General features: G+C 64.6%; 24 protein-coding genes and 2 tRNA genes. 15 read left to right on the top strand and 11 right to left on the bottom strand.

Features of this window, described 5'->3' with window-relative positions; genetic code table 11:
- Nucleotides 1-81: 81 nt before the first annotated feature.
- Entirely contained in the window at nt 82-426 is a 345-nt protein-coding gene (locus ABTV68_RS16705) for a histone-like nucleoid-structuring protein Lsr2 (protein WP_433674819.1), read from the top strand.
- Nucleotides 427-675: 249 nt separating this feature from the next.
- On the opposite strand, the gene ABTV68_RS16700 is transcribed toward ABTV68_RS16705, so the two are convergent.
- The 9 genes from ABTV68_RS16700 to ABTV68_RS16660 form a co-directional block, all read right to left on the bottom strand.
- Nucleotides 676-1,404 (bottom strand): hypothetical protein, encoded by a 729-nt coding sequence (locus ABTV68_RS16700; RefSeq protein WP_433674818.1) that lies wholly within the window; start codon nt 1,402-1,404, stop codon nt 676-678.
- Between the two features lie 137 nt (nt 1,405-1,541).
- Entirely contained in the window at nt 1,542-2,255 is a 714-nt protein-coding gene (locus tag ABTV68_RS16695; protein WP_433674817.1) for a M23 family metallopeptidase, read from the bottom strand.
- Between the two features lie 87 nt (nt 2,256-2,342).
- Nucleotides 2,343-2,615, bottom strand: a complete 273-nt coding sequence (locus ABTV68_RS16690; protein WP_433674816.1) for a hypothetical protein — start codon at nt 2,613-2,615, stop codon at nt 2,343-2,345.
- Nucleotides 2,612-3,049 (bottom strand): hypothetical protein, encoded by a 438-nt coding sequence (locus ABTV68_RS16685; RefSeq protein ID WP_433674815.1) that lies wholly within the window; start codon nt 3,047-3,049, stop codon nt 2,612-2,614. The genes ABTV68_RS16690 and ABTV68_RS16685 overlap by 4 nt, the downstream gene beginning before the upstream one ends.
- A 169-nt stretch (nt 3,050-3,218) precedes the next feature.
- Nucleotides 3,219-3,470: a hypothetical protein gene (locus ABTV68_RS16680; RefSeq protein ID WP_433674814.1), complete on the bottom strand. Its 252-nt coding sequence runs from the start codon at nt 3,468-3,470 to the stop codon at nt 3,219-3,221.
- A complete protein-coding gene (locus ABTV68_RS16675; protein ID WP_433674813.1) occupies nt 3,460-3,774 on the bottom strand; it encodes a hypothetical protein in 315 nt (104 codons plus the stop codon). Before ABTV68_RS16675 ends, ABTV68_RS16680 begins: the two co-directional genes overlap by 11 nt.
- Entirely contained in the window at nt 3,774-4,394 is a 621-nt protein-coding gene (locus ABTV68_RS16670; RefSeq protein ID WP_433674812.1) for a hypothetical protein, read from the bottom strand. Before ABTV68_RS16670 ends, ABTV68_RS16675 begins: the two co-directional genes overlap by 1 nt.
- Nucleotides 4,394-4,798 (bottom strand): hypothetical protein, encoded by a 405-nt coding sequence (locus ABTV68_RS16665; protein WP_433674811.1) that lies wholly within the window; start codon nt 4,796-4,798, stop codon nt 4,394-4,396. The genes ABTV68_RS16670 and ABTV68_RS16665 overlap by 1 nt, the downstream gene beginning before the upstream one ends.
- Nucleotides 4,799-4,882: 84 nt before the next feature.
- Complete coding sequence (locus ABTV68_RS16660; RefSeq protein WP_433674810.1) at nt 4,883-5,131, bottom strand: helix-turn-helix domain-containing protein; 249 nt, start codon at nt 5,129-5,131, stop codon at nt 4,883-4,885.
- A gap of 96 nt (nt 5,132-5,227) precedes the next feature.
- On the opposite strand from ABTV68_RS16660, the gene ABTV68_RS16655 reads away from it, so the two are divergent.
- From ABTV68_RS16655 to ABTV68_RS16645, 3 genes are all read left to right on the top strand, one after another.
- Entirely contained in the window at nt 5,228-5,728 is a 501-nt protein-coding gene (locus ABTV68_RS16655) for a hypothetical protein (protein ID WP_433674809.1), read from the top strand.
- 12 nt (nt 5,729-5,740) lie between these two features.
- Nucleotides 5,741-6,241 carry an ImmA/IrrE family metallo-endopeptidase gene (locus tag ABTV68_RS16650; RefSeq protein WP_433674808.1) on the top strand — a complete coding sequence of 167 codons (501 nt, stop codon included), beginning with the start codon at nt 5,741-5,743 and terminating at the stop codon, nt 6,239-6,241.
- A 75-nt stretch (nt 6,242-6,316) separates the two neighbouring features.
- The gene (locus tag ABTV68_RS16645) at nt 6,317-6,643 is read left to right on the top strand and encodes a hypothetical protein (protein WP_433674807.1); all 327 of its coding nucleotides are present in this window, start codon (nt 6,317-6,319) and stop codon (nt 6,641-6,643) included.
- 42 nt (nt 6,644-6,685) lie between these two features.
- Here the strand turns inward: ABTV68_RS16645 and ABTV68_RS16640 are convergent, their stop codons facing one another.
- Nucleotides 6,686-7,213 carry a DUF2087 domain-containing protein gene (locus ABTV68_RS16640; RefSeq protein ID WP_433674806.1) on the bottom strand — a complete coding sequence of 176 codons (528 nt, stop codon included), beginning with the start codon at nt 7,211-7,213 and terminating at the stop codon, nt 6,686-6,688.
- A 176-nt stretch (nt 7,214-7,389) separates the two neighbouring features.
- Between ABTV68_RS16640 and ABTV68_RS16635 the strand changes: the two genes are divergently transcribed.
- The 4 genes from ABTV68_RS16635 (at nt 7,390) to ABTV68_RS16620 (ending at nt 9,757) form a co-directional block, all read left to right on the top strand.
- Nucleotides 7,390-8,184, top strand: coding sequence for an inositol monophosphatase family protein (locus ABTV68_RS16635; RefSeq protein WP_433674805.1), 795 nt, complete (start codon nt 7,390-7,392; stop codon nt 8,182-8,184).
- A gap of 200 nt (nt 8,185-8,384) precedes the next feature.
- A complete protein-coding gene (locus ABTV68_RS16630; protein ID WP_433674804.1) occupies nt 8,385-9,527 on the top strand; it encodes a M23 family metallopeptidase in 1,143 nt (380 codons plus the stop codon).
- Nucleotides 9,528-9,590: 63 nt separating this feature from the next.
- A tRNA-Thr gene (locus ABTV68_RS16625) sits at nt 9,591-9,662 on the top strand.
- A 21-nt stretch (nt 9,663-9,683) separates the two neighbouring features.
- Nucleotides 9,684-9,757 (top strand) — tRNA-Met (locus ABTV68_RS16620).
- A gap of 461 nt (nt 9,758-10,218) precedes the next feature.
- On the opposite strand, the gene ABTV68_RS16615 is transcribed toward ABTV68_RS16620, so the two are convergent.
- Nucleotides 10,219-10,827: a TetR/AcrR family transcriptional regulator gene (locus ABTV68_RS16615; RefSeq protein ID WP_433674803.1), complete on the bottom strand. Its 609-nt coding sequence runs from the start codon at nt 10,825-10,827 to the stop codon at nt 10,219-10,221.
- A 164-nt stretch (nt 10,828-10,991) separates the two neighbouring features.
- Here ABTV68_RS16615 and ABTV68_RS16610 point away from each other — a divergent pair, with 164 nt between their 5' ends.
- The 7 genes from ABTV68_RS16610 to ABTV68_RS16580 all read left to right on the top strand — a co-directional run bounded on the left by ABTV68_RS16610 (nt 10,992) and on the right by ABTV68_RS16580 (nt 18,138).
- Nucleotides 10,992-12,218 (top strand): MFS transporter, encoded by a 1,227-nt coding sequence (locus ABTV68_RS16610; protein ID WP_433674802.1) that lies wholly within the window; start codon nt 10,992-10,994, stop codon nt 12,216-12,218.
- Between the two features lie 12 nt (nt 12,219-12,230).
- Nucleotides 12,231-14,507, top strand: a complete 2,277-nt coding sequence (locus ABTV68_RS16605; protein WP_433674801.1) for a glycoside hydrolase family 3 C-terminal domain-containing protein — start codon at nt 12,231-12,233, stop codon at nt 14,505-14,507.
- Nucleotides 14,508-14,632: 125 nt separating this feature from the next.
- Nucleotides 14,633-15,442: an SDR family NAD(P)-dependent oxidoreductase gene (locus ABTV68_RS16600; RefSeq protein ID WP_433674800.1), complete on the top strand. Its 810-nt coding sequence runs from the start codon at nt 14,633-14,635 to the stop codon at nt 15,440-15,442.
- Nucleotides 15,435-16,991, top strand: coding sequence for an MFS transporter (locus tag ABTV68_RS16595; protein ID WP_433674799.1), 1,557 nt, complete (start codon nt 15,435-15,437; stop codon nt 16,989-16,991). The genes ABTV68_RS16600 and ABTV68_RS16595 overlap by 8 nt, the downstream gene beginning before the upstream one ends.
- A 243-nt stretch (nt 16,992-17,234) precedes the next feature.
- The gene (locus ABTV68_RS16590; RefSeq protein WP_433674798.1) at nt 17,235-17,438 is read left to right on the top strand and encodes a zinc-binding dehydrogenase; all 204 of its coding nucleotides are present in this window, start codon (nt 17,235-17,237) and stop codon (nt 17,436-17,438) included.
- Nucleotides 17,439-17,514: 76 nt separating this feature from the next.
- A complete protein-coding gene (locus ABTV68_RS16585) occupies nt 17,515-17,730 on the top strand; it encodes a hypothetical protein (RefSeq protein WP_433674797.1) in 216 nt (71 codons plus the stop codon).
- Between the two features lie 30 nt (nt 17,731-17,760).
- Nucleotides 17,761-18,138, top strand: coding sequence for a hypothetical protein (locus tag ABTV68_RS16580; protein ID WP_433674796.1), 378 nt, complete (start codon nt 17,761-17,763; stop codon nt 18,136-18,138).
- The last annotated feature ends 37 nt before the right edge of the window (nt 18,139-18,175 follow it).

Below are 18,175 nucleotides of genomic sequence, written 5' to 3'. Positions count from 1 at the left end.
ATTAATAAGTCACCCAACTTGCTATTTAATTGGGATGTCTTTATGTAACGCGAATTGCGCGAGATAACGTATTGTTGTCGCATGGCTAAGAAGATCATCCACCAGCTCGTTGACGACATTGACGGTACGGTTCTCGATGCAGGCGAAGGCGAGAGCGTCCACTTCTCTCTCGACGGCGTTGCATATGAGATTGATGTGACGGACGCGAATGCTGCGGCGCTGCGCGACGCACTGAGCCCCTACATCTCTGCTGGTCGTCGTGTCGGGCGTGATGCTTCGACCGTGCGCGCGACCACCCCCAAGCGCGTCGGACGACGTCCTGACCTCGCTGCAGTTCGCGCGTGGGCGAACGACAATGGGCACCCGGTTTCCGACCGCGGGCGTGTTCCGGCGAGCGTTCTCGAAGCTTACGACGCGGCGCACTAATTCTGAGCGGACTCGGACGCATTCCGAGGGTCGTAAACACCGCGGCTGCGGCGAAAACCATGGGTCGTTCGTCGCGCTGTATCCTTCGAATTCTCCTTGCCGTTGTTTGTGAGGGCGCGGTTGTCGCGCTCATTATCGGAGCGCTCCGAGTTGAGATGTCGCGCTCCGAAGCACTTGACCATATAAGCGCAGGGCTGATTGTTTGAATCTATCAGCCCTGCGCTTATATCTGCCTCGCGGCAGAGAGGGTCACACCTTCTCGACGGTCTTCGCGGTAGCAAGCACATCGGCGAGGGTCTTGGCCGTGGAGTTCTGGTTGTCGCGGATCGCGATTCCCTCGGCGGTCAGGCGAGACCAGTACTTCCCATCGGAGCCGAACGCCGCGCCACGGAGAACGGCATCCACCGCGTCCCAGTGCAGGCCGTGACACAGGAGCGTCGTGGTCAGGCTGTGGTTGTCGACCTCGATCGTGGCTCCGTGGAGGGCGCTGAGTTCGCCCAGTTCCTGGGGTGAGGGGATGTGGTAGATCGCCTCGATTCCCACGGCGAAGGTGTGGTGCTGGTTCCAGCGAATGATCTTCATATCGTCCTCCTCGGGGCGGCGGATTGCCGCAGTGGGTTCGGGGTCGTTGACGTGCTGGTCGCGCGACACGTCGTACTCGAAGTGCCAGGGCTCCACCAGCACTCCGCCGCGATAAACGGTCTGGACCCAGCCATGCTCGTTCAGTAGGGCAGCACGATCGGAGTCATCCGTGTCGATCGCGTTGCCGAGCTGGTGGATTGATGGGGTGTCCGGGTGCAGCGCGATCGGATATCCGTCGCGTTGGTACGTCTGCCAGAACACCATCTGCTGAGCCCACGTCCGGCCTGCCTCGTTGATGTCGAGCGGCCGGCCCAGCGCGCGATCCACGCGATGCACAGACGCCGCGGCCGGCGCGTCCAGCCAGCCACGGTCAGCGTTGAGCTGGGTCACCTGCATGTCTCTCCGTTTCTGACGGAAGCCCGGATCTCCCGGGGGTGTTGGTCGCCCACGTGTGCAGACCTCTGCGGAGCGAGGAAGGCGCCCTCGCGCCGGTGAACGGTTGCGGGGGCGCCTTCTTCACTGAGCCGTGCGGATCAGTAGTTCACGGTGCTGTAGGTGGACTTGCCCGTCGTGGGGTCCCAGGGGCGGACGCCGCGGACGCGGATGACGTTGCGGACGTCGTTGCCGGACCAGTCGGCGCGACGGTACGGGACACCGCGACCCGCCCAGTAGTCGAGGGCGCCGTGCTCGAGCGAGCTGAGCAGCACGAGCGGGCCGACCAGGTTGTCGGCGTACGCCTGGTTGGCCTTGACGGCACCGTCTGAAGACGCGGACGTGGTAACGAGAATGAGCATGAGTTCCTCCGGATCAGTGGTGATGGTGTTGCCGATGTAGTTTTCGAAGTCGACGGTGTTGGCGTATCCCTGGCTCGACGGAGTGCCGCCGATCCAGAGGGAGACGTGCACGTGTGCGCCGTAGTAGGTGTTGCTGCCGTTTCCGGATCCGCCGGACTTCGCGATGGCCTGTCCTCGTGTGACGCGCTGGCCGACGCTGACGAGGGACTGGCTCAGGTGCAGGTAGCGGATGTAGTTGCCGTCGTCGGCGGCCAGGCCGACGACTCGTCCATCTGCACCATCGGGGTTGGTGTCGACGTACTGGATGACGCCGTTTGTTGCCGCGAGGACGTTCGAGCCGTAGGCGCACCCATAGTCTGTGCCTGGTTCGGCTGACGGAGGGTTGCGGTTCTTGTGCCCCTGCCAGCTGTCCTCGATTGTCGCGTTCGCGACCGGGCGAAGATATGTTCCCATCTTCCCACCTTTCATCGAATGTTTGTGCTTAACGAGCGTAGGTTGAGTGCGGAATTTATGGGAACAGAACTTCGATATCGGATGAACTCAGTCACGTCTACCGGCGTTGGTGTACTCGTCCGGGATGCCTGTGCTCGTGATGGTGAGATACGACGCAGCACCCGCGATGAGCGGGGAGACGAGCGAGATCCCGAGAGTGACAAGAGTGGGGATGATCTCGATGGTGCCGGTCGCGATGCCGAGCACGACAGAGGCGCTGACTCCGGTGGTGAGCGTCGCGGCGTAGGCCTGGGCGGTGGTGCGGACGAAGCCGCGCTGTGCGGCGAGCTTCACGGCCGGTGGGATGATCTGGTCCATCATTTCTTCTCCTTGGGGTTGATGATGTCTTCGAGCTCATGCACGTGGTCGAAGACTTTGTCGAGGCGTTGCTGGGTGTAGGTGAGACGTGTGTCCACACGGCCGATATCGCGTCGGACTCCACGGATCTCTGCGAGGACTGTGTCGAGGTCGTCCCGGAGGTTCGTCGGGTGGCTGTTCTGCACCTGGTGACGGATGGCCTCGAGCTTGGGCGCGACGGCCGAGAGCAGCGCGCCGACCGTTGCGAGTGCGCCGACAAGCACCGCACCGGTGTCCTCGATGAGTGGGGCACCATCTTCGCGACGAATCATCCCGGCGATGAGGATGGCGCCGCACACGAGGGCGATCAACAGGCAGACGCTGAACGTCCACCACCAGACGCGCACGCGGGCGCGGTGCTGTCGGAGCCTGTCTGTGTCGGTGGGCTCTCCGGTCATTGGGCTCCTTCGGGTGGGTGTCTGGGATGCAACGCAAGCCCCGGTCCTCGTGCGAGGTCCAGGGCTTGCGTGCGGGTGCTTCGCGGGGCATCGGGTCGGTGGGCGTCGTTCTCGACCCTCTCCTTTCGAGTCTGCGGGCATTGTGGAGTTTGCATATTTGCGACGAGAATCACCAGCGCAGCGTGGGGCTTCCCTTCGGCCTGCCGCGCCGTTTGGTGGCTTCAACGCGGACGACCGCGTTGGAGCGCACCTCGGTCACGTTGTCTCGGTTCTGCCGTGTTGCGAGGTCGCCCTTCGTGATCCAGTCATAGATGGTGCGGGGCGCTCGGCCCGCGAGCGCCGCGGCCACGGGGACGGTCACCCACTCGGACGGCTTCGCAGCGTTTCGGAGTTCGTCCTTCGCCTCGATGTCAACGGTCATGTGTGGTCCTCTCTGTCTCGGTCTCGATGTGGGTGATCGCTCGAGCGCGGGCGAGCGCGTTTGCGTTGGTGATCGCGTCGGGGAACGTGTGGTGCCACCGCAGCGCGCCGCGGTACGCCACCATCCAGGGGAACGGCGGATCCTCGCGAACGTCTCGAACTCGGCTCACTCGCGGCCTCTCGGGGCCGCGCGTGCCGATCGGGAGCAGTTGGAGCACCGTCGGCTCACTCGTCGGCGTCCACTTCCGACCCGAGACGGGTACCCGCGGGACTCCCGTCCCATCCGCGATAGCAGTGATCACCATCAGAATGAGAGTCCCTTCGCGGTGAGGCGCGCGCTGTCGAGCGCGGCGATGACCTCGTGAGCGATCGGCACGATCAGGGCCGTCGCCCGGGTGATGGACGGATGGTCCCGGTCGAACCGGATCGTCTCGGGATCACGGCGCAGCACCCACACGCTGTCCGGCTCCCGCACGTACTCGCCCCACACGAAATCGACGCCGTCGGCTTCCGGCACGCACATGAGCTGCCAAGCCATCTGCCGAATCTCGGCGGGCGTCGGGCCGGTCACGATCCTGTTGTGCTTCGCCGTGGTCTGCGCGAGGCGCATGCCGTCGCGCGTACTGATCACGCCGTCGGGAGTCGCGGCGAATCGGGTGTTGCCGACCGCATGGATGAACTGGGTGTTGCGTTCGGCGCCGGCCCACGTGAGCAGATAGGGCTCCCGCCGATGCCCGTTCTCGGTGATCTCGTTTCCGAGGAATGTCTGGGGCTTCAGGATCTGCCGGACATAGGTCTCGACCGATCCGGGCAGGGCGAACTTCGAGGCCGCAGATGCGCCGATCACCGTGCCATGGACACTCAGCGACCACGTGCGGTCCGTGGAATCCGCAAGGGTTCGACCCAGGTATGTCAGAGTGCCCATCAGAAGCACCCTTCTTCGGAGAAGTTGACGGTCATGCTGTTGCCGCACGGCCCGACGAGCTCGGCCCGCCACAGATCGCCGGCGATCTGTCGCCACCAGTGCTCGACATCGCAGAGCGAGCACTCGTGGAACTGGTCGTTGAAGCGAGCGAGGACGTGATGTCCGACCGGGTGTCTCGGGACCCGGCGGGAGATCGAGGCGTAGGTGATCTCGCCTTTTCGGCGAAGTTCGGGCACCGCCGACCGGATCCGCGACGCGGACAGGTTCGTGATGCCTGCCGCTTGTTCCACGATCTCGGCCAGCGTGAGTGGTTCGGGAGACGTCGCAAGAATGCGGAACACGATTCCGTGCGACCGGGCGACGTGGCGCGGGGAGGGGGCCGGCGCGGTGCGCAGGGGTGTCATACTGTGAGTGAGCATTGCCTTTGCTTTCTGATGAGTCGCCTCCGTTGCCGCGGAGGCGATTCTGTTTTCCTGGTGGAGCGCGTCCTAGGGACCCGCGCCCGGTGGTGCGCCGCGCCGGAACGGCGGCGGGGTGAACTGGCTGGGACAGACGCCGAGCGCCTCGGCAAGCAGTAGGAGTTCGGAGAATGAGAACTCCGTCTTGCCCGACAACTTCCGGTTCAGGGTCGGGTATGTGATCCCCGTCTCCTGGCTGAGCGAGATCTTCGACCGACCGACCTCCGCGATGGCGTCTCGAACCGCCGCGGCCGTCCAGTCGGTGATGAAATTGCTCATATGGACAACGTAGATGCTCGTGTGGGCATGCGTCAAGAGCTTGCGATAGCCGATCTGGGCATTGCTATTGCTCATTTCGAGCAGTAGTGTGCTCATATGAACATTCGCAAGCGCGCGGAGACCTTCTCGCGGTACGTCGGTCTCGAGCTCAAGGGTCGGATCATCAGCCAGCAGTTCACGGCGAAGGGCGTCGCCGAGGGCATCGGCCGTCAGCCCGCGGCGTTCAATCGATGGCTGAACGGCAAGGTCGAGATGCCACTGACGGTGTTCTGCGAGGCCTGCGAGTACATCGACGTGGACCCGACGAGGGTGGTGGAAGACGCGTACTCACGTCTCGCGGTGGAGTACGGCGAACGCGACGGCGAGCTGTATGTGACGGGCCGCGACGATCTTGTAGCCGGCGGAGACACGGTCATCGGCGTCCCGGATGCGACGGATGCGCCATCGACCGGCGGCAACCTGACACACCTCCGCAGGCGCAATGTCGTAACCCCGGGCGACACTATCGACTACGTCGAGACGCCCGACCTGGACAGCCTCGATTATGCGGCGTCGCGCGGCGTGCGCAAGGCCGACGAAGTGCCGTGGGCCGAGTAAGGGGGAGAGCGTATGGACCGACTGGAACGGCTTCTGGTGTTGGCGGGTCAATACGACGTGGTGGTGTACATCAGCAAACTGCGTGGTGACCTGCTCGCGTGCTGGATTCCGTCAATGCGGCGCATCTTTCTGGAAGTGCGCCTCACCGATGACGAGCAGTGTTATCACCTCGCTCACGAGCTGGGTCACGTTCATCTCGAGCACCCGTGCGCCCGGACTCCGTCCACCCCGGCCGAGTTGGATCGCGAGCGGCAGGCCGACCGATTCGCGGCTCGTGTGCTGATCGAGGCGCCGACCTACGCCCGCCTGGAAGCGGTCAACTCCGACCAGCACTACCTCGCCGACGAGCTCGGTGTTCCCGTCAAGCTCCTGCGTGTCTACGAGGAAGACCTCCTCACGAAGGTGCGCGGGGTCACCTATGCGCAGCCGCGCGAGGGTGTCGGCCAGTGGGCGCATCGCCAGATGGATTCCGGGGCCGAGGAGGTCATGCGCCAGCGATTGGGTGTGGCGTGACTGTTCGTCTACACACGGCTTCGGGCTTCGTGGATGCAGCGACCCTGCCCACGGGCGCTTCGATACCCTCACGCTATGACAGTTGAGAACGGCGCTACGTCTTCGCCTGCCGCACGAGAGCCCGCAGGATCCCCGCGCATCTCCCGACCGCTGTCGCTGACGACGCTGACAGCTCTCGCGATCATCGCGCTGGTCGTAGGGGCGATCTCGTACTTCTCGTCGGCCGCGGCGCCGCATGGGGCAAGCGTCTCGGGCATGGCCTTCGGGGCCGCGCTGCTCGGTTTCGGAGGCATCGCGCTGGTCGCCTCGTTGCTCGGTGCTGCGTTTCACGCGATCATGCAGACACACCTGCAGAAGACCGTCGAAGCCCTGCGCGGCCGGTCAGAGGGCGGCGCCGAGTAGGCGGATCTCATCCGGGGTCGATGATCGCCGTTCGTGTGGCCGTCAGGGCGTCGGCGTGACACGGGCATACTCCGACCCGCTGCGCGTCCGTTCCAGCTCGCCGTAGTCGACGAGATACCGTCTCAGCACGGCGACGTCGGGCGAGAATCGCTCCAGCCTCGCGTTGAGTTCAGCCTCCGAGAGCACCTCCTCCTCGCCCACACAGGTTCGAGCGATGAGCGCGAGCAGCTCGCCGCGCTCCGTGAGGTTGGCCGGATAGGCCTTGATCGCACCATCGGCGGTCAAGAATCGCTCGATGCCCGTCCGTGCGGGAGGAGCCGCCGCGGCACGCAAGGCGTTCGCGAACGCGGCTGGTTCGAGATGCAGCTGCCCGTCGCCGTCCACGCGCACCATCCCGGCGTTGAGGAGGGCTGAGCGAACGTGATTCGCTCGCGACGGGGAGAGCGAGTCCAGATACTCACCGGCCCCGGTATGTCCCTGAAGCACGAGATGGGCGAACAGCTCGCGGGCGGCATCATTGGCCAGCGCCGCCAGGATGGGTCGCCAGGCATTCGAGAAATCGTCGCCCATCGGTGCTCTCCTTCACGTCAGAGTTCGATCAGTCTGCCATCGATCCGAAAGGTCCCGAATCGTTCCTGTGGGCGAGGAAGGACGTGTTTCTCGCGGGTGCCGTCACTCGCCGGAGTTCCCTCGCGGACCTCCGGCAAGCCCGCGCGCACTCCGACGCTCACGCCTAGGCTGGCGGCATGAGTGTGGAGCTTCGCGACCTGGCCATCGACATCGCACGCGAGGCCGGGGAGCTCGCCGCTCGCCGACGCGCGGAGGGGGTGCGGATCGCGGCGACGAAGTCCACGCTCGCCGACATCGTCACGGAGGCCGACCGTGAGGTCGAACGACTCATCCGCGACCGCCTCGCGAGCGAGAGGCCTGCGGACGGCATCATCGGTGAGGAATACGATCCCGTGCCTGCCGACGGATTGACCTGGATCGTCGATCCCATCGACGGCACCGTCAACTACGCGCAGGGCATTCCATTCTGGGCCGTGAGCATCGCCGTGGTCTCCGGTCCCGCGCGGGTCGGTGAGTGGACCGCACAGGCGGGTGCGATCTACGCGCCGGCGACCGGCGAGATGTTCAGCGCGGCACGGGGTGCGGGAGCGCGACTGGACGCGGGTGACGGAACAAGCGTCACGTTGCGGGTGGCCGAACCGAGTGCCGCGGGGGAGCTTGTGGCTACGGGCTTCGGCTACGACGTGTCGACGCACGCTGGTGACCTTGCGGAGATCGCCCGGCTCCTTCCGTTCGCCCGTGACCTACGTCGCTTCGGGGCCGCGTCGCTGGACCTGGCGTCGGTGGCGGCCGGCCGGATCGATGCCTACTCCGAACGTGATTTGAAAGCGTGGGATCACGCGGCAGGAGCTCTGCTGGTGACCGAGGCCGGGGGGACGGTGTCGTTCCTGGAAGCCAAGGGAGCGCGCCCGCGGATCGTCGCGGGATCCCGGCCTGCGCACGATCGCGTGGTCGCCGCACTCACCGAGTGAGGCCGCGGATCCCGAACGGAGTTCACCCTTCGGATGGCTTTTTCAGCGGAGCGGGGGTAGCCTTTACCTGATCGTTACTTTTACTGACCCGCAGTTTAAGATCGATACGCCCCCCTGAATCTGTACGTGTCGCCGTTGTGTGGCCAACCTGAGGTAACGAGTTCTTGTCGATAGATCACACCCGAGCCGGTGACGGCGCTGTGTCTGAAGCTGACCGCGACGAATCCGCTCCCGCCAACTCTGGTGCGCAGTTGACGCGGCGTGAACTGCGCGCTCGCGCTGCCGCCGTCACGATCGCCGCCGCTGCCGTTGCTCCCACCGAGGGTGCTGTCGTGCCCGCCGAACCCACGCTCGATGCCGCTCAGCTCGCGCGTCCCCACGCCTCGCGGCGCGGCGATGCACGTCGCGCGCAGAAGGCTCGTGCCGCTGAGACCGCCGCGCCGACGGTTCCTGCCGCGCACGTTTCCGACGTCATCGCCGATCCTGAAGGCGATGCCTTCGCTGAGGCTTCGCGTGTGTTCGCTGAGGCTGGACACACCCAGGTGACATCGATCATCGAGGAGCCGAGCGCTCCTGCCGCCGACACCACCGTTCCGGTATCGGACCTTCCGGCGTACCTGCACGTGGCTCCGCGCAAACGTCGCAACGTTCGTCGTATCGCTACGGCCGGCGCATCGATCGGTGTCATGGGCGCCGCTGCGGCCCTGGTGGTCGCGATGGCGCTGCCGCCGTCGATAGGGGGCAGCTCGGCTGTCGCGTCGGTCGCCAACACCGGCCCGACCACGGCGAAGAGCGACATCCAGGCGTTCGTCGCCTCGGGCGACGCGCTGACCGATGACCTGGCCCGCAGCGAGAACTACTCCACGATCTCCGGTGCTGAACTCGCTCAGGAGAGCGGCATCCGCAACTACTCGTCGGCCGTATTCGTGAACAACGTCTCCGCACCGATCCAGTGGCCGTTCGCCGTGGGTGTCCCGGTCGGTGACGGCTTCGGCATGCGCGACGGCCGGATGCACGAGGGCGCCGACTTCCAGCCGGGCGACGGATCGCCGGTGCAGGCGATCGCCGACGGCACCGTCCGCATCGCCACCGAGAACGGCGGCGCGTACGGCGTGAACGTCTACATCGATCACGAGATCGACGGCCAGGTCGTCACGAGCCACTACGCGCACATGCAGTACGGCTCGCTGCGCGTGAAGGCCGGCGACCAGGTCACCGTGGGCACCGTTCTGGGCCTCACCGGCAACACCGGACGGTCCTTCGGTGCGCACATGCACTTCGAGATCATCATCGACGGCAAGACCATCGATCCGATTGCCTGGCTGCGCGCTCACACGGAGTGAGTTGTCAGGAGTCGCCTCCATCATCTGGTACGCTAGATGAGTTGCCCCGGTGAGGGTGACAACGCCCCGATAGCTCAGTGGCAGAGCACTTCCATGGTAAGGAAGGGGTCGTCAGTTCAATCCTGACTCGGGGCTCAAGGCATGAAAATGCCGTGCGGCAGGGTAGCTCAGTTGGTGAGAGCGCACGACTCATAATCGTGAGGTCGCGGGTTCAAGCCCCGCTCCTGCTACAGAATTTGGCTCCAGATCAGGGATTCTCCCGGGTCTGGAGCCTTTCTTTTTCTGTCATCTCAGCGAGCTACGGTCAAGGCTACGGTCTAGATTCGTGATCTCGCGCGGGTGTCGCACCCGCCTCTTATGCTCGCACACTCGTTGCGTCGGCGCTGAGCGATGTGCGTGGGCTTGATGTGATTCAGGAATATCGAGCGGCAGAACTCGCCGGGCGCGATTGCACCGACGTCGAGTGCGTGCAACCTGCGCACCGTGAGCTCCCGACCGTTGTATTTCCGAACAGCGTTCTCGGTGGAGGATCGCGTTACGCGGCCCGCCCATCGAACGTGGCCGGAACTCGCTACGCAGCTACCAAGCAGGACGGAGATGAGCTTCTGCAAGAGCGACTGTCACTGCGCGAGCACGGCGACGCGAACGAGTAGGCCCCCGACTCCCGCTACCGGGGAGTGAGCTCTACTTCTTACAAGTTATGTTCGGCGGCGGGCGTCGATGCTCCGTCACCGGATTTCGGCACGTATCGGTCCGCGAATGCGCTCCAGTGTGCCCACACGTCGATGGATCGGTCTCTGAGCCAGTTGAGTTGCAGCCCGTCCATGAACGACAGGATCTCGATGGCCATGCGCTCGGGGTGATCACTCACCGATTCGAGCAGGGGACGCAGTTGACGGGCACCGCGGGTAATGCGATCAGCGAAGTACTCGTGCGCGGGGTGGTCGGGTCGAATCGATTCCACAGCCAGAGTGGTGAACAAATGTGTGATCTCGGGCCGCTCAATGTTGCGACGAAAAAGTATGTCGAGGATTTCACGAGGGTTCATCTGCCCCGCGCGCTGCACTGCGTCGCGGGTCACCTGCGACGACTGACGCTCCTTGAGCCGGATGACCTCGACGAGAAGCTCTTCCTTCGAGCCGACATGATGAGACACACCTGCGCGGGTCAGTCCAGCTGCGGCCGCCAGTGCGGAGATCGAGAAGCCGGTAAAACCCTGCTTAGCGATCATTTGGGATGCGAGCTCGATGAGCTGCTCTTTGCGGTCCTCGGCGGTCATCCGCATACGACGTTGTGCCATGGTTCGATCTTCCCACTCTTTCTACTTGCGAGGGTGCAAGTAGCGTTGTAGCATCCTTACTTGCAGGGGTGCAGGTTATGGTGCCTCGTCTCTGCCCGACCCGAGCTACTCAGATTGGAAGTTCAAAGTTGAACGAACCCGCCCTCGTGCAGAACACTGTGTCTGTGCCGGCCCAGCCCTGGCGGCCGATTCGTATCGCGCTCGCTCTGGCCATCGGTTCCATGCTGTGCATGGGCCCGTTCATGGCCTTCAACGCGGTTTTCCTTCCGGCGCGCATCGAAGTGCTGGCCCCGGACGGCAAAGTCGGTGTTGTCGCACTCGTCGCGTCTAGTGGCGTCATCGTCGCTACCGTCGCGAACGTCTTGTTCGGCGCGCTGTCCGACATGACCCGCACTCGCATCGGCCGACGCATCCCGTGGATGCTCGTCGGCTCCGTCGGCGGTACTGCTGGACTGCTCATCGTCGCCAGCGCATCCTCGATTCCCGTTCTCGTCTTCGGATGGTGCGTGTTCCAGTTCTTCCTGAACGCCATCATCGCCCCGCTCATTGCGATGCTCCCTGACCGTGTGCCGATCGCTCGCCGCGGCACGATGTCGGCGCTCTACGGCCTCGGTCAGCTCTTCGGCATCGCCCTGATCGGACAGATCGCCGCTCCACGGTTTCTCAGCGACCCGACCACTGGAATGTTCATCTTTGCGTTCCTGGTGCTGATTGCTGGCCCGCTCGTGTGGCTGATCGCTCCGGAGCCGTCGAACAAGGACCAGCCGCGCGTGCCGTTCTCCGCGAAGTCGCTGGTGAAGGCGTTCGCGTTCCCGATGCACGAGTCTCGCGACTACTACTTCGTTTTCTTCGGGCGAGTGTTCAACATCATCGGTACGTACGTCGTCACGGGGTACCAGCTGTACATCATCACCGACTACCTGGGCGCTTCCCAGCAGGAAGCAGCCGGCATCATGTCCCTACTCGGTGTCGTTCAGCTCCTCGCGTCCGTGGTCGTCGGCACGGCCGCAGGTCCGCTCTCGGATCTCTTCAAGAGGCGCAAGGTGTTCATCGTCGGAGGAACGATCCTGATCGCTTTCGGGACGCTGTTCCTCGTTTTCGTTCAGCAGCCGTGGGCGATGGTCGTGTTCGGCATCTGCAACGGCCTCGGCGGTGGGGTCTACAACTCGGTGGAACAGGTCGTCAGTACCGAAGTTCTCCCCGAAACGGACTCGTCCGCCAAGGATCTCGGGTTCCTGAACGTTGCCGCAACGGGCGGACAAGCGATCGCCCCGGCTGTGACATCGGCCGCCATCGCGATCACCGGAACATTCGCGCCCGCATTCATCGTCGCCACGGGATTCCTCGCCGTCTCCGGGGTCCTGTTCTCGCTGCTCAAGAAGACGCGATAGATAAGGAAATCAATGAGTACCTCTGCCAACGACTCCATCGACGTCGACGCGTTCGTCGACAAACTCTCTGATCGAGAGAAGGCTCTGCTGGGAAGTGGCGCGGCGTTCTGGGTGACTAAGGAGATCGGTGGACTTCCTCGAGTGGTTCTTGAGGACGGTCCGCACGGTGTTCGTCACCAGTCCGGAGATACGGACCACATGGGCATCGCACCCAGCGACCCCGCTACCTGCTTCCCGCCGGCCACGGCCCTGGCTCAGACCTGGGATCCGGAGTTACTCGAGCGGGTGGGTGAAGCCCTAGGGAGGGAAGCTCGTGCGTTCGGCACCGATGTGCTGCTTGGCCCCGGCGTCAACATCAAGCGTGACCCGCGGTGCGGACGCAACTTCGAGTACTTCTCGGAGGATCCCGTGCTCAGCGGACACCTCGGGGCGGCGTGGGTCACCGGCTTGCAGCGTGAGGGTGCTGGCGCATCGGTGAAGCACTTCGCCGCCAACAACCAGGAGCTCAACCGCATGCGGGTGAGCGCCGACATCGACGAGCGCCCGCTCCGCGAGATCTTCCTCAAGAGCTTCGAGCGAGTCATCCGCAACGCACACCCGTGGACGGTCATGGCCGCCTACAACAAGCTCAACGGCGTCGCGGCGACGGAGAACGAGTGGCTCCTCACCCAGGTCCTCAGGGAAGACTGGGGCTATGACGGCCTCGTCGTCAGCGACTGGGGCGCGGTCGGAAACCGCGTGGCGGCGACACGCGCCGGTCTCGATCTCCAGATGCCCGGCGGTGACGCATCCGCCGATGAGGACGTCATCGAGGCAGTCGAACGAGGCGAGATCGCCAGGGACGTGCTGACTGCTCGCGTTCGGCGCGTCGTACAGCTCGCCAAGCGTGCCGAGGAAGCGCGCCGCGCGCATCCGAACACCGTTGTGGATCACGATGCCCATCACGCGCTCGCCCGGGAAGTCGCGAGCCGTGCCATCGTGCTCCTGAAAAACGCCGGTGACTTGCTCCCACTTTCGACGGACAAGTCCATCGCGGTTGTCGGACCGTTCGCTTCAGAAGCGCGCATTCAGGGCGGAGGTAGTTCGCGTGTCGTCCCGACCCGGGTCGATGTGCCGCTCGATGAGCTCCGTTCGGCAGCCCCGGAAGCGGTGCTTTCCTTCGCGCACGGCTACCGATTCGACGGGAGTGACCAGGAGGAACTCACTGCCGAAGCGGTCGCACTCGCAGAAACGGCCCACGCCGCACTCGTGTTCATCGGGCTGACGGCTGCCGAGGAGGCAGAAGGCACCGACCGTGTCGACATCGACATCCCCCCTCACCAGATCGAGCTTCTCCGCGCGGTGGCGAATGTGCAGCCGCGTACGGTCGCCGTGATCGTTCATGGTGGCGTGGTTCGCCTTGCCGAAGTGGCAGAGCTAGTGCCCGCCGTCGTGGACGCCAGCATCCTCGGTCAGGCTGGCGGAGGCGCGATCGCCGACGTCATCTTCGGTGCGGTCAATCCGTCCGGTCGACTCGCTGAGACGGTGCCTTTGCGTCTGGAAGATGCGCCGTCCTTCCCGACATACCCCGGGGATCAGCTTCACTCGCGCTACGGCGAAGGAATTCTGGTGGGTTACCGGGGGTATGACTTCCTCAACCGTGATGTGGCGTTCCCGTTCGGTCATGGGCTCTCCTACACGCGGTTCGGATATGCCGACGCGGATGCAACCGCTTCGGACGAGCGCGTGCAGGTTTCGGTAACCGTCACGAATGAGGGGGAGCGTGACGGACGCGAGGTGGTGCAGGTCTACCTCTCCAAGCCCGACAGTGCCGTGCAGCGAGCACCTCGCGAGCTCAAGGCATTCCGAGCCGTCGAGATCGCTGCGGGGGAAGAAATGACCGTTGCCCTCGACATCTCAAGGTCTGACCTGGCCTACTGGGATATCCAGCTTCACCGTTGGGTCGTCGAAGGCGGCACGTATCAGGTGCATGTCGGTGCCTCGAGCCGCGATATCCGGGCGAGCGTGACCGTTGAGATCGAGGGCGATGACGTCATCCGGCCTTTCACCGAAGAGTCGACCATCGGGGAACTTCTCGCGAATCCGACCGCGGCAAAGGTGATCGCAGACGCTCTGCAGCGCAGCGGGCGAGGCGACAGCGCCGTCGCCTCGAACGAGCTCGGAATCGATGCCAACAAGTCGGCGATGCGGATCCCCGTCGGACGCATCCGCTCGCTGAGCGGGGGTACAGCGATGCCCAAAGAGAAACTGACCCAGCTTCTCGAAGCCGTCAACGCAGCACTGAGGTGAGTAGGAGGGGCGGTTCCGAGTGCCGCCCCTCCGCCGCACTCGTCAGAGCGGTGCAACCCAGCGCAACTGGGGAAGCGCCACTCGAGATAGAACCACGATGGGCGGGCAGCCGCCGAAGGAGCAACATGAAGATCGAAACGGGCGACGTCGCTGTCATCACGGGTGGCGCGAGTGGCATCGGTCTCGGCCTTGCGCGGGCTGTGATCGCACGAGGCGGTCGCGTCGTCATCTCGGACGTCCGCGCCGAGGCCGCCGAGCGGACGGCGGCTGAACTGCGAGATGCAGGCGCGGAGGCCATCGCCATCGCGGCTGACGTCGCGGACAGCGATTCTGTCTGCAACCTGGCAGAGCGGGCGCTCGAAGCGTTCGGGACCGTGCACCTCGTCTGTAACAACGCCGGTCTCGTGTCGCCGGCCGCCCCCATGTGGGAACAGACGCCCGCAACATGGGACCGGATGATCTCCGTCAAGATCGGCGGCGTCATCAACGGCGTCCGGGCCTTCGCCCCCATCCTCATCGCTCAAGGACGCGGGCATATCCTGAACACCGCGTCCTCGGGCGGTCTCGCGCCGTTGCCTCTGCGAACGCCGTACACGGGATCGATGCACGCTGTCGTCGGTCTCACTGAGACGCTCGATCTCGAACTCAAGACGGTCAACGAACTGCTCGGAGCAACGGTCCTCTGCCCCGGGCTGGTCGACACGCCGCTCGGCCAGAACTCGGCGTCCCTCGGTGCCATTCAGCTCCCCGCAGGTATGTCCGGGAACATCGCAAGCCTTGGAGCCGGAGCGTTGAGCCCGCTCGAGGTGGCTGAGGCTGCACTCGCTGCAATCGCCGCGGGCCGCGTCCACGTCGCCCCCGGCACCGGTGTTCTGGACAGAGCCCGTGCGCGGGTGCAGGGACTGATCTCCGATCTCGAGGCCGCCGGTGAGTGACACAGACACCACACTCCGAGTGCCCATCGGCCGCACCCTCGTTGGCCTGCTGTCGGGGCTCCTCGTCGCGATGCTCGCGAGCTCTATCGTCTCCACGTCGCTTCCGAAGATCGTCGCGGACCTCAACGGGAATCAAGCGACGCTCACGTGGATTGTGACGGCGACGCTTCTCGCGATCACGGTGAGCACACCTGTGTGGGGGAAGCTCTCTGATCAGCTCAGCCGCAAGGCCCTGCTCGTGGTCGCACTCATCTTCTTCCTGATCGGCAGCGTCACCGCCGGAATCGCCCCCGACGCCACCTGGTTGATCGTCGGCCGAGTCTTCCAAGGACTGGGTGCGGGCGGGCTTCTCTCACTGGTGCAGATCGTCATGGCGGACATCATCAGTCCCCGAGAACGCGGCAAGTACATGGGGCTCTTCGGAGCGGTCATGGCTTTCGGGACCATCGGTGGCCCGCTGATCGGCGGCCTCGTCACCGATGTCTTCGGGTGGCGGTGGAACTTCTTTGGGTCCGCCCCCATCGCCCTGTTCTCGCTCGTCGTGGTGCCGTTCACGATCCCCGCCGGTGCGGCCGCCCAGTCGAAGCACGTCCGCATCGACTACGCCGGAGCCTTGCTCCTCACACTGGGAATCTCGGCTCTGCTGATCTGGGTCACGCTCGGGGGTGACCTCTTCGACTGGGGCTCCCCGCTCAGCCTCAGTGTTCTGGGCGCGGCAGTTCTGCTCCTCGTCATTGCCCTGATCGTCGAGTCGCGTGTCGCGGAACCGATCCTTCCCCTGGGGCTGTTCAAGAACCGGGGTTTCGTGCTCACGGTCATCGCGAGCATCTCGGTCGGGGTCTCGACCTACGGTGCCACCGTGTTCATGAGCCAGTATCTCCAGGTTGCGCGGAACGCTTCCGCCACAGAGTCGAGCATCGCGTCCCTCCCGCAGCTCATCTGTGTCACCGTCGCATCGACGGTTGTGGGCGCGATGATCAGCCGCACAGGGCACTGGAAGCAGTGGATGGCAGCAGGAGGCAGCGCCCAAGCGCTCGGCCTAGTCCTTCTCGGCACCATCACCACCACCACCCCCTACCCGCTGCTGTGGGTATACATGGCCCTCGTCGGCTTCGGCATCGGCAGCGTCATGCAGAACCTCGTGCTCATGGCCGAGAACAACGTCGATGCCCGGCAGCTCGGTGTCGCCAGTGCCGGTGTCGTCTTCTTCCGAAGCCTGGGCGGGACCATCGGCCTCGCTGGCTTGGGGGCCGTCATCGCCGCGCGCGCCCAGTTCCTGGTCAACGATGCGATAGCGAAAGCGGCCCCCAGCGCCGGCCTCCACAGGGTTCAGCTGGATCAGGTCTCCGACCCGGGCACCCTGGGCATCGCGCTCGAGGTGATCGTGCGCGATGCTTACGCCCGAGCAGTCGGGGACGCGTACCTGATCGGTGCGGTTCTGGCTGTCATCTGTGTCGTGTCCATCCTGTTGCTACCGGGAAAACCCCTGAGCACACTGACGCGCGCGGAACGGATTGCAGCGCTCGTTGACGAGGGTGAGGGCCTCTAACCACTCCCGAAGTCACATCCGCCGATCGATTTGGTGTTCATACCGCGCTGCACGGCGACGATCGCCCGCCGGGGCGACGACGATGGAAGCCGAAGACCTCTCTGACATGCGCCCCCGTCTCCCGGAGGGCCACCAGATCTTTTCGATCACGCGCGTGTGTGACGCCAGCGGCGTCAGGCGTCGTCGTCCCGCTATCGACAGCGGACCTTCCCAGACTTCTCACCCTTCACGATCCCCAATGGCGTGCGCTTGACGAGCTACAGCGGCGGCGCACAGGACCTTCCCACTGATGCCCTCGAGCGTTACCTTCGCGCGATCGAAGCTGGAACGATGAAGATAGTGGTCGCCAACCTATACAATGGACTCGACCGGGTTGCGACAGCACACCGCGACCTCGAAGTCGGTGGCCATCCCGGCAAACGTGTTGTGGTCCTCGACGCAGCATGAGAGCCGAGTTCCACACGCTGGCCATCGTTCCTCACCCTGTGCCTTGTCTCGATCTCCTGCGACGCAGCATCATGGAATGATGACCCTCCCCGAGCCCGCGTGCACCCTCGGCTATACCGCGACGCAGCTCGGAGAGATCCTAGGCGACGGTGTCGACGTGTACCGCGCGTGGGCGGTCGGCAAGACGCAGGGCGTCTGCGAAGGCGAGCCGTGGTGTACTGAGCCGCACGGCATCGTTCACTTCGAGCGGGATGTGACCCGATTCAAGAGCGCCAGGGCTCGTTCCCAGTGAGAAGGAGCGCCGCTAGATATCCTGGCGTGCGTGAACGACGATATCGCACTGCTTTCAACCGACGAGCTTGCCTCGGCCGGCCCCTACGTCAACACCGGCCCGGGCGATCTTGACGCCACCATCGTCACCACTGAGGCTCTCGGTGACCTCGAGGGCTTCGATGAGGACCAGCTCGAGGCGGCCGCTCAGGAATGGGTCGAGTCCCCCGAGGGCGAGGCATTCATCGCCGATCTGCCGTGGGACATCGTCGATCCGCGCTTCCAGCATGCACGCAGCGTCACCGACTTCGAGATCACGGCCGTCCGATTCGAGGCGGCGGACGAGCGGAGCATCGATGTGTCGGTTGACGTCGAGGAGTCGAAGGACGGCTTCGACGAGCGGGTTGCTGCTGAGAGGGCCGCAATCTGACGTCGAATCTCCAACAGCAAGGAACCCCCTGGCGGTC

It is taken from the genome of Microbacterium gorillae (assembly GCF_050990725.1).
Lineage (GTDB): Bacteria > Actinomycetota > Actinomycetes > Actinomycetales > Microbacteriaceae > Microbacterium > Microbacterium gorillae_A.
Note: the sequence above shows the minus strand (reverse complement) of the source record. Positions and strands in the feature narration are given on the sequence as shown.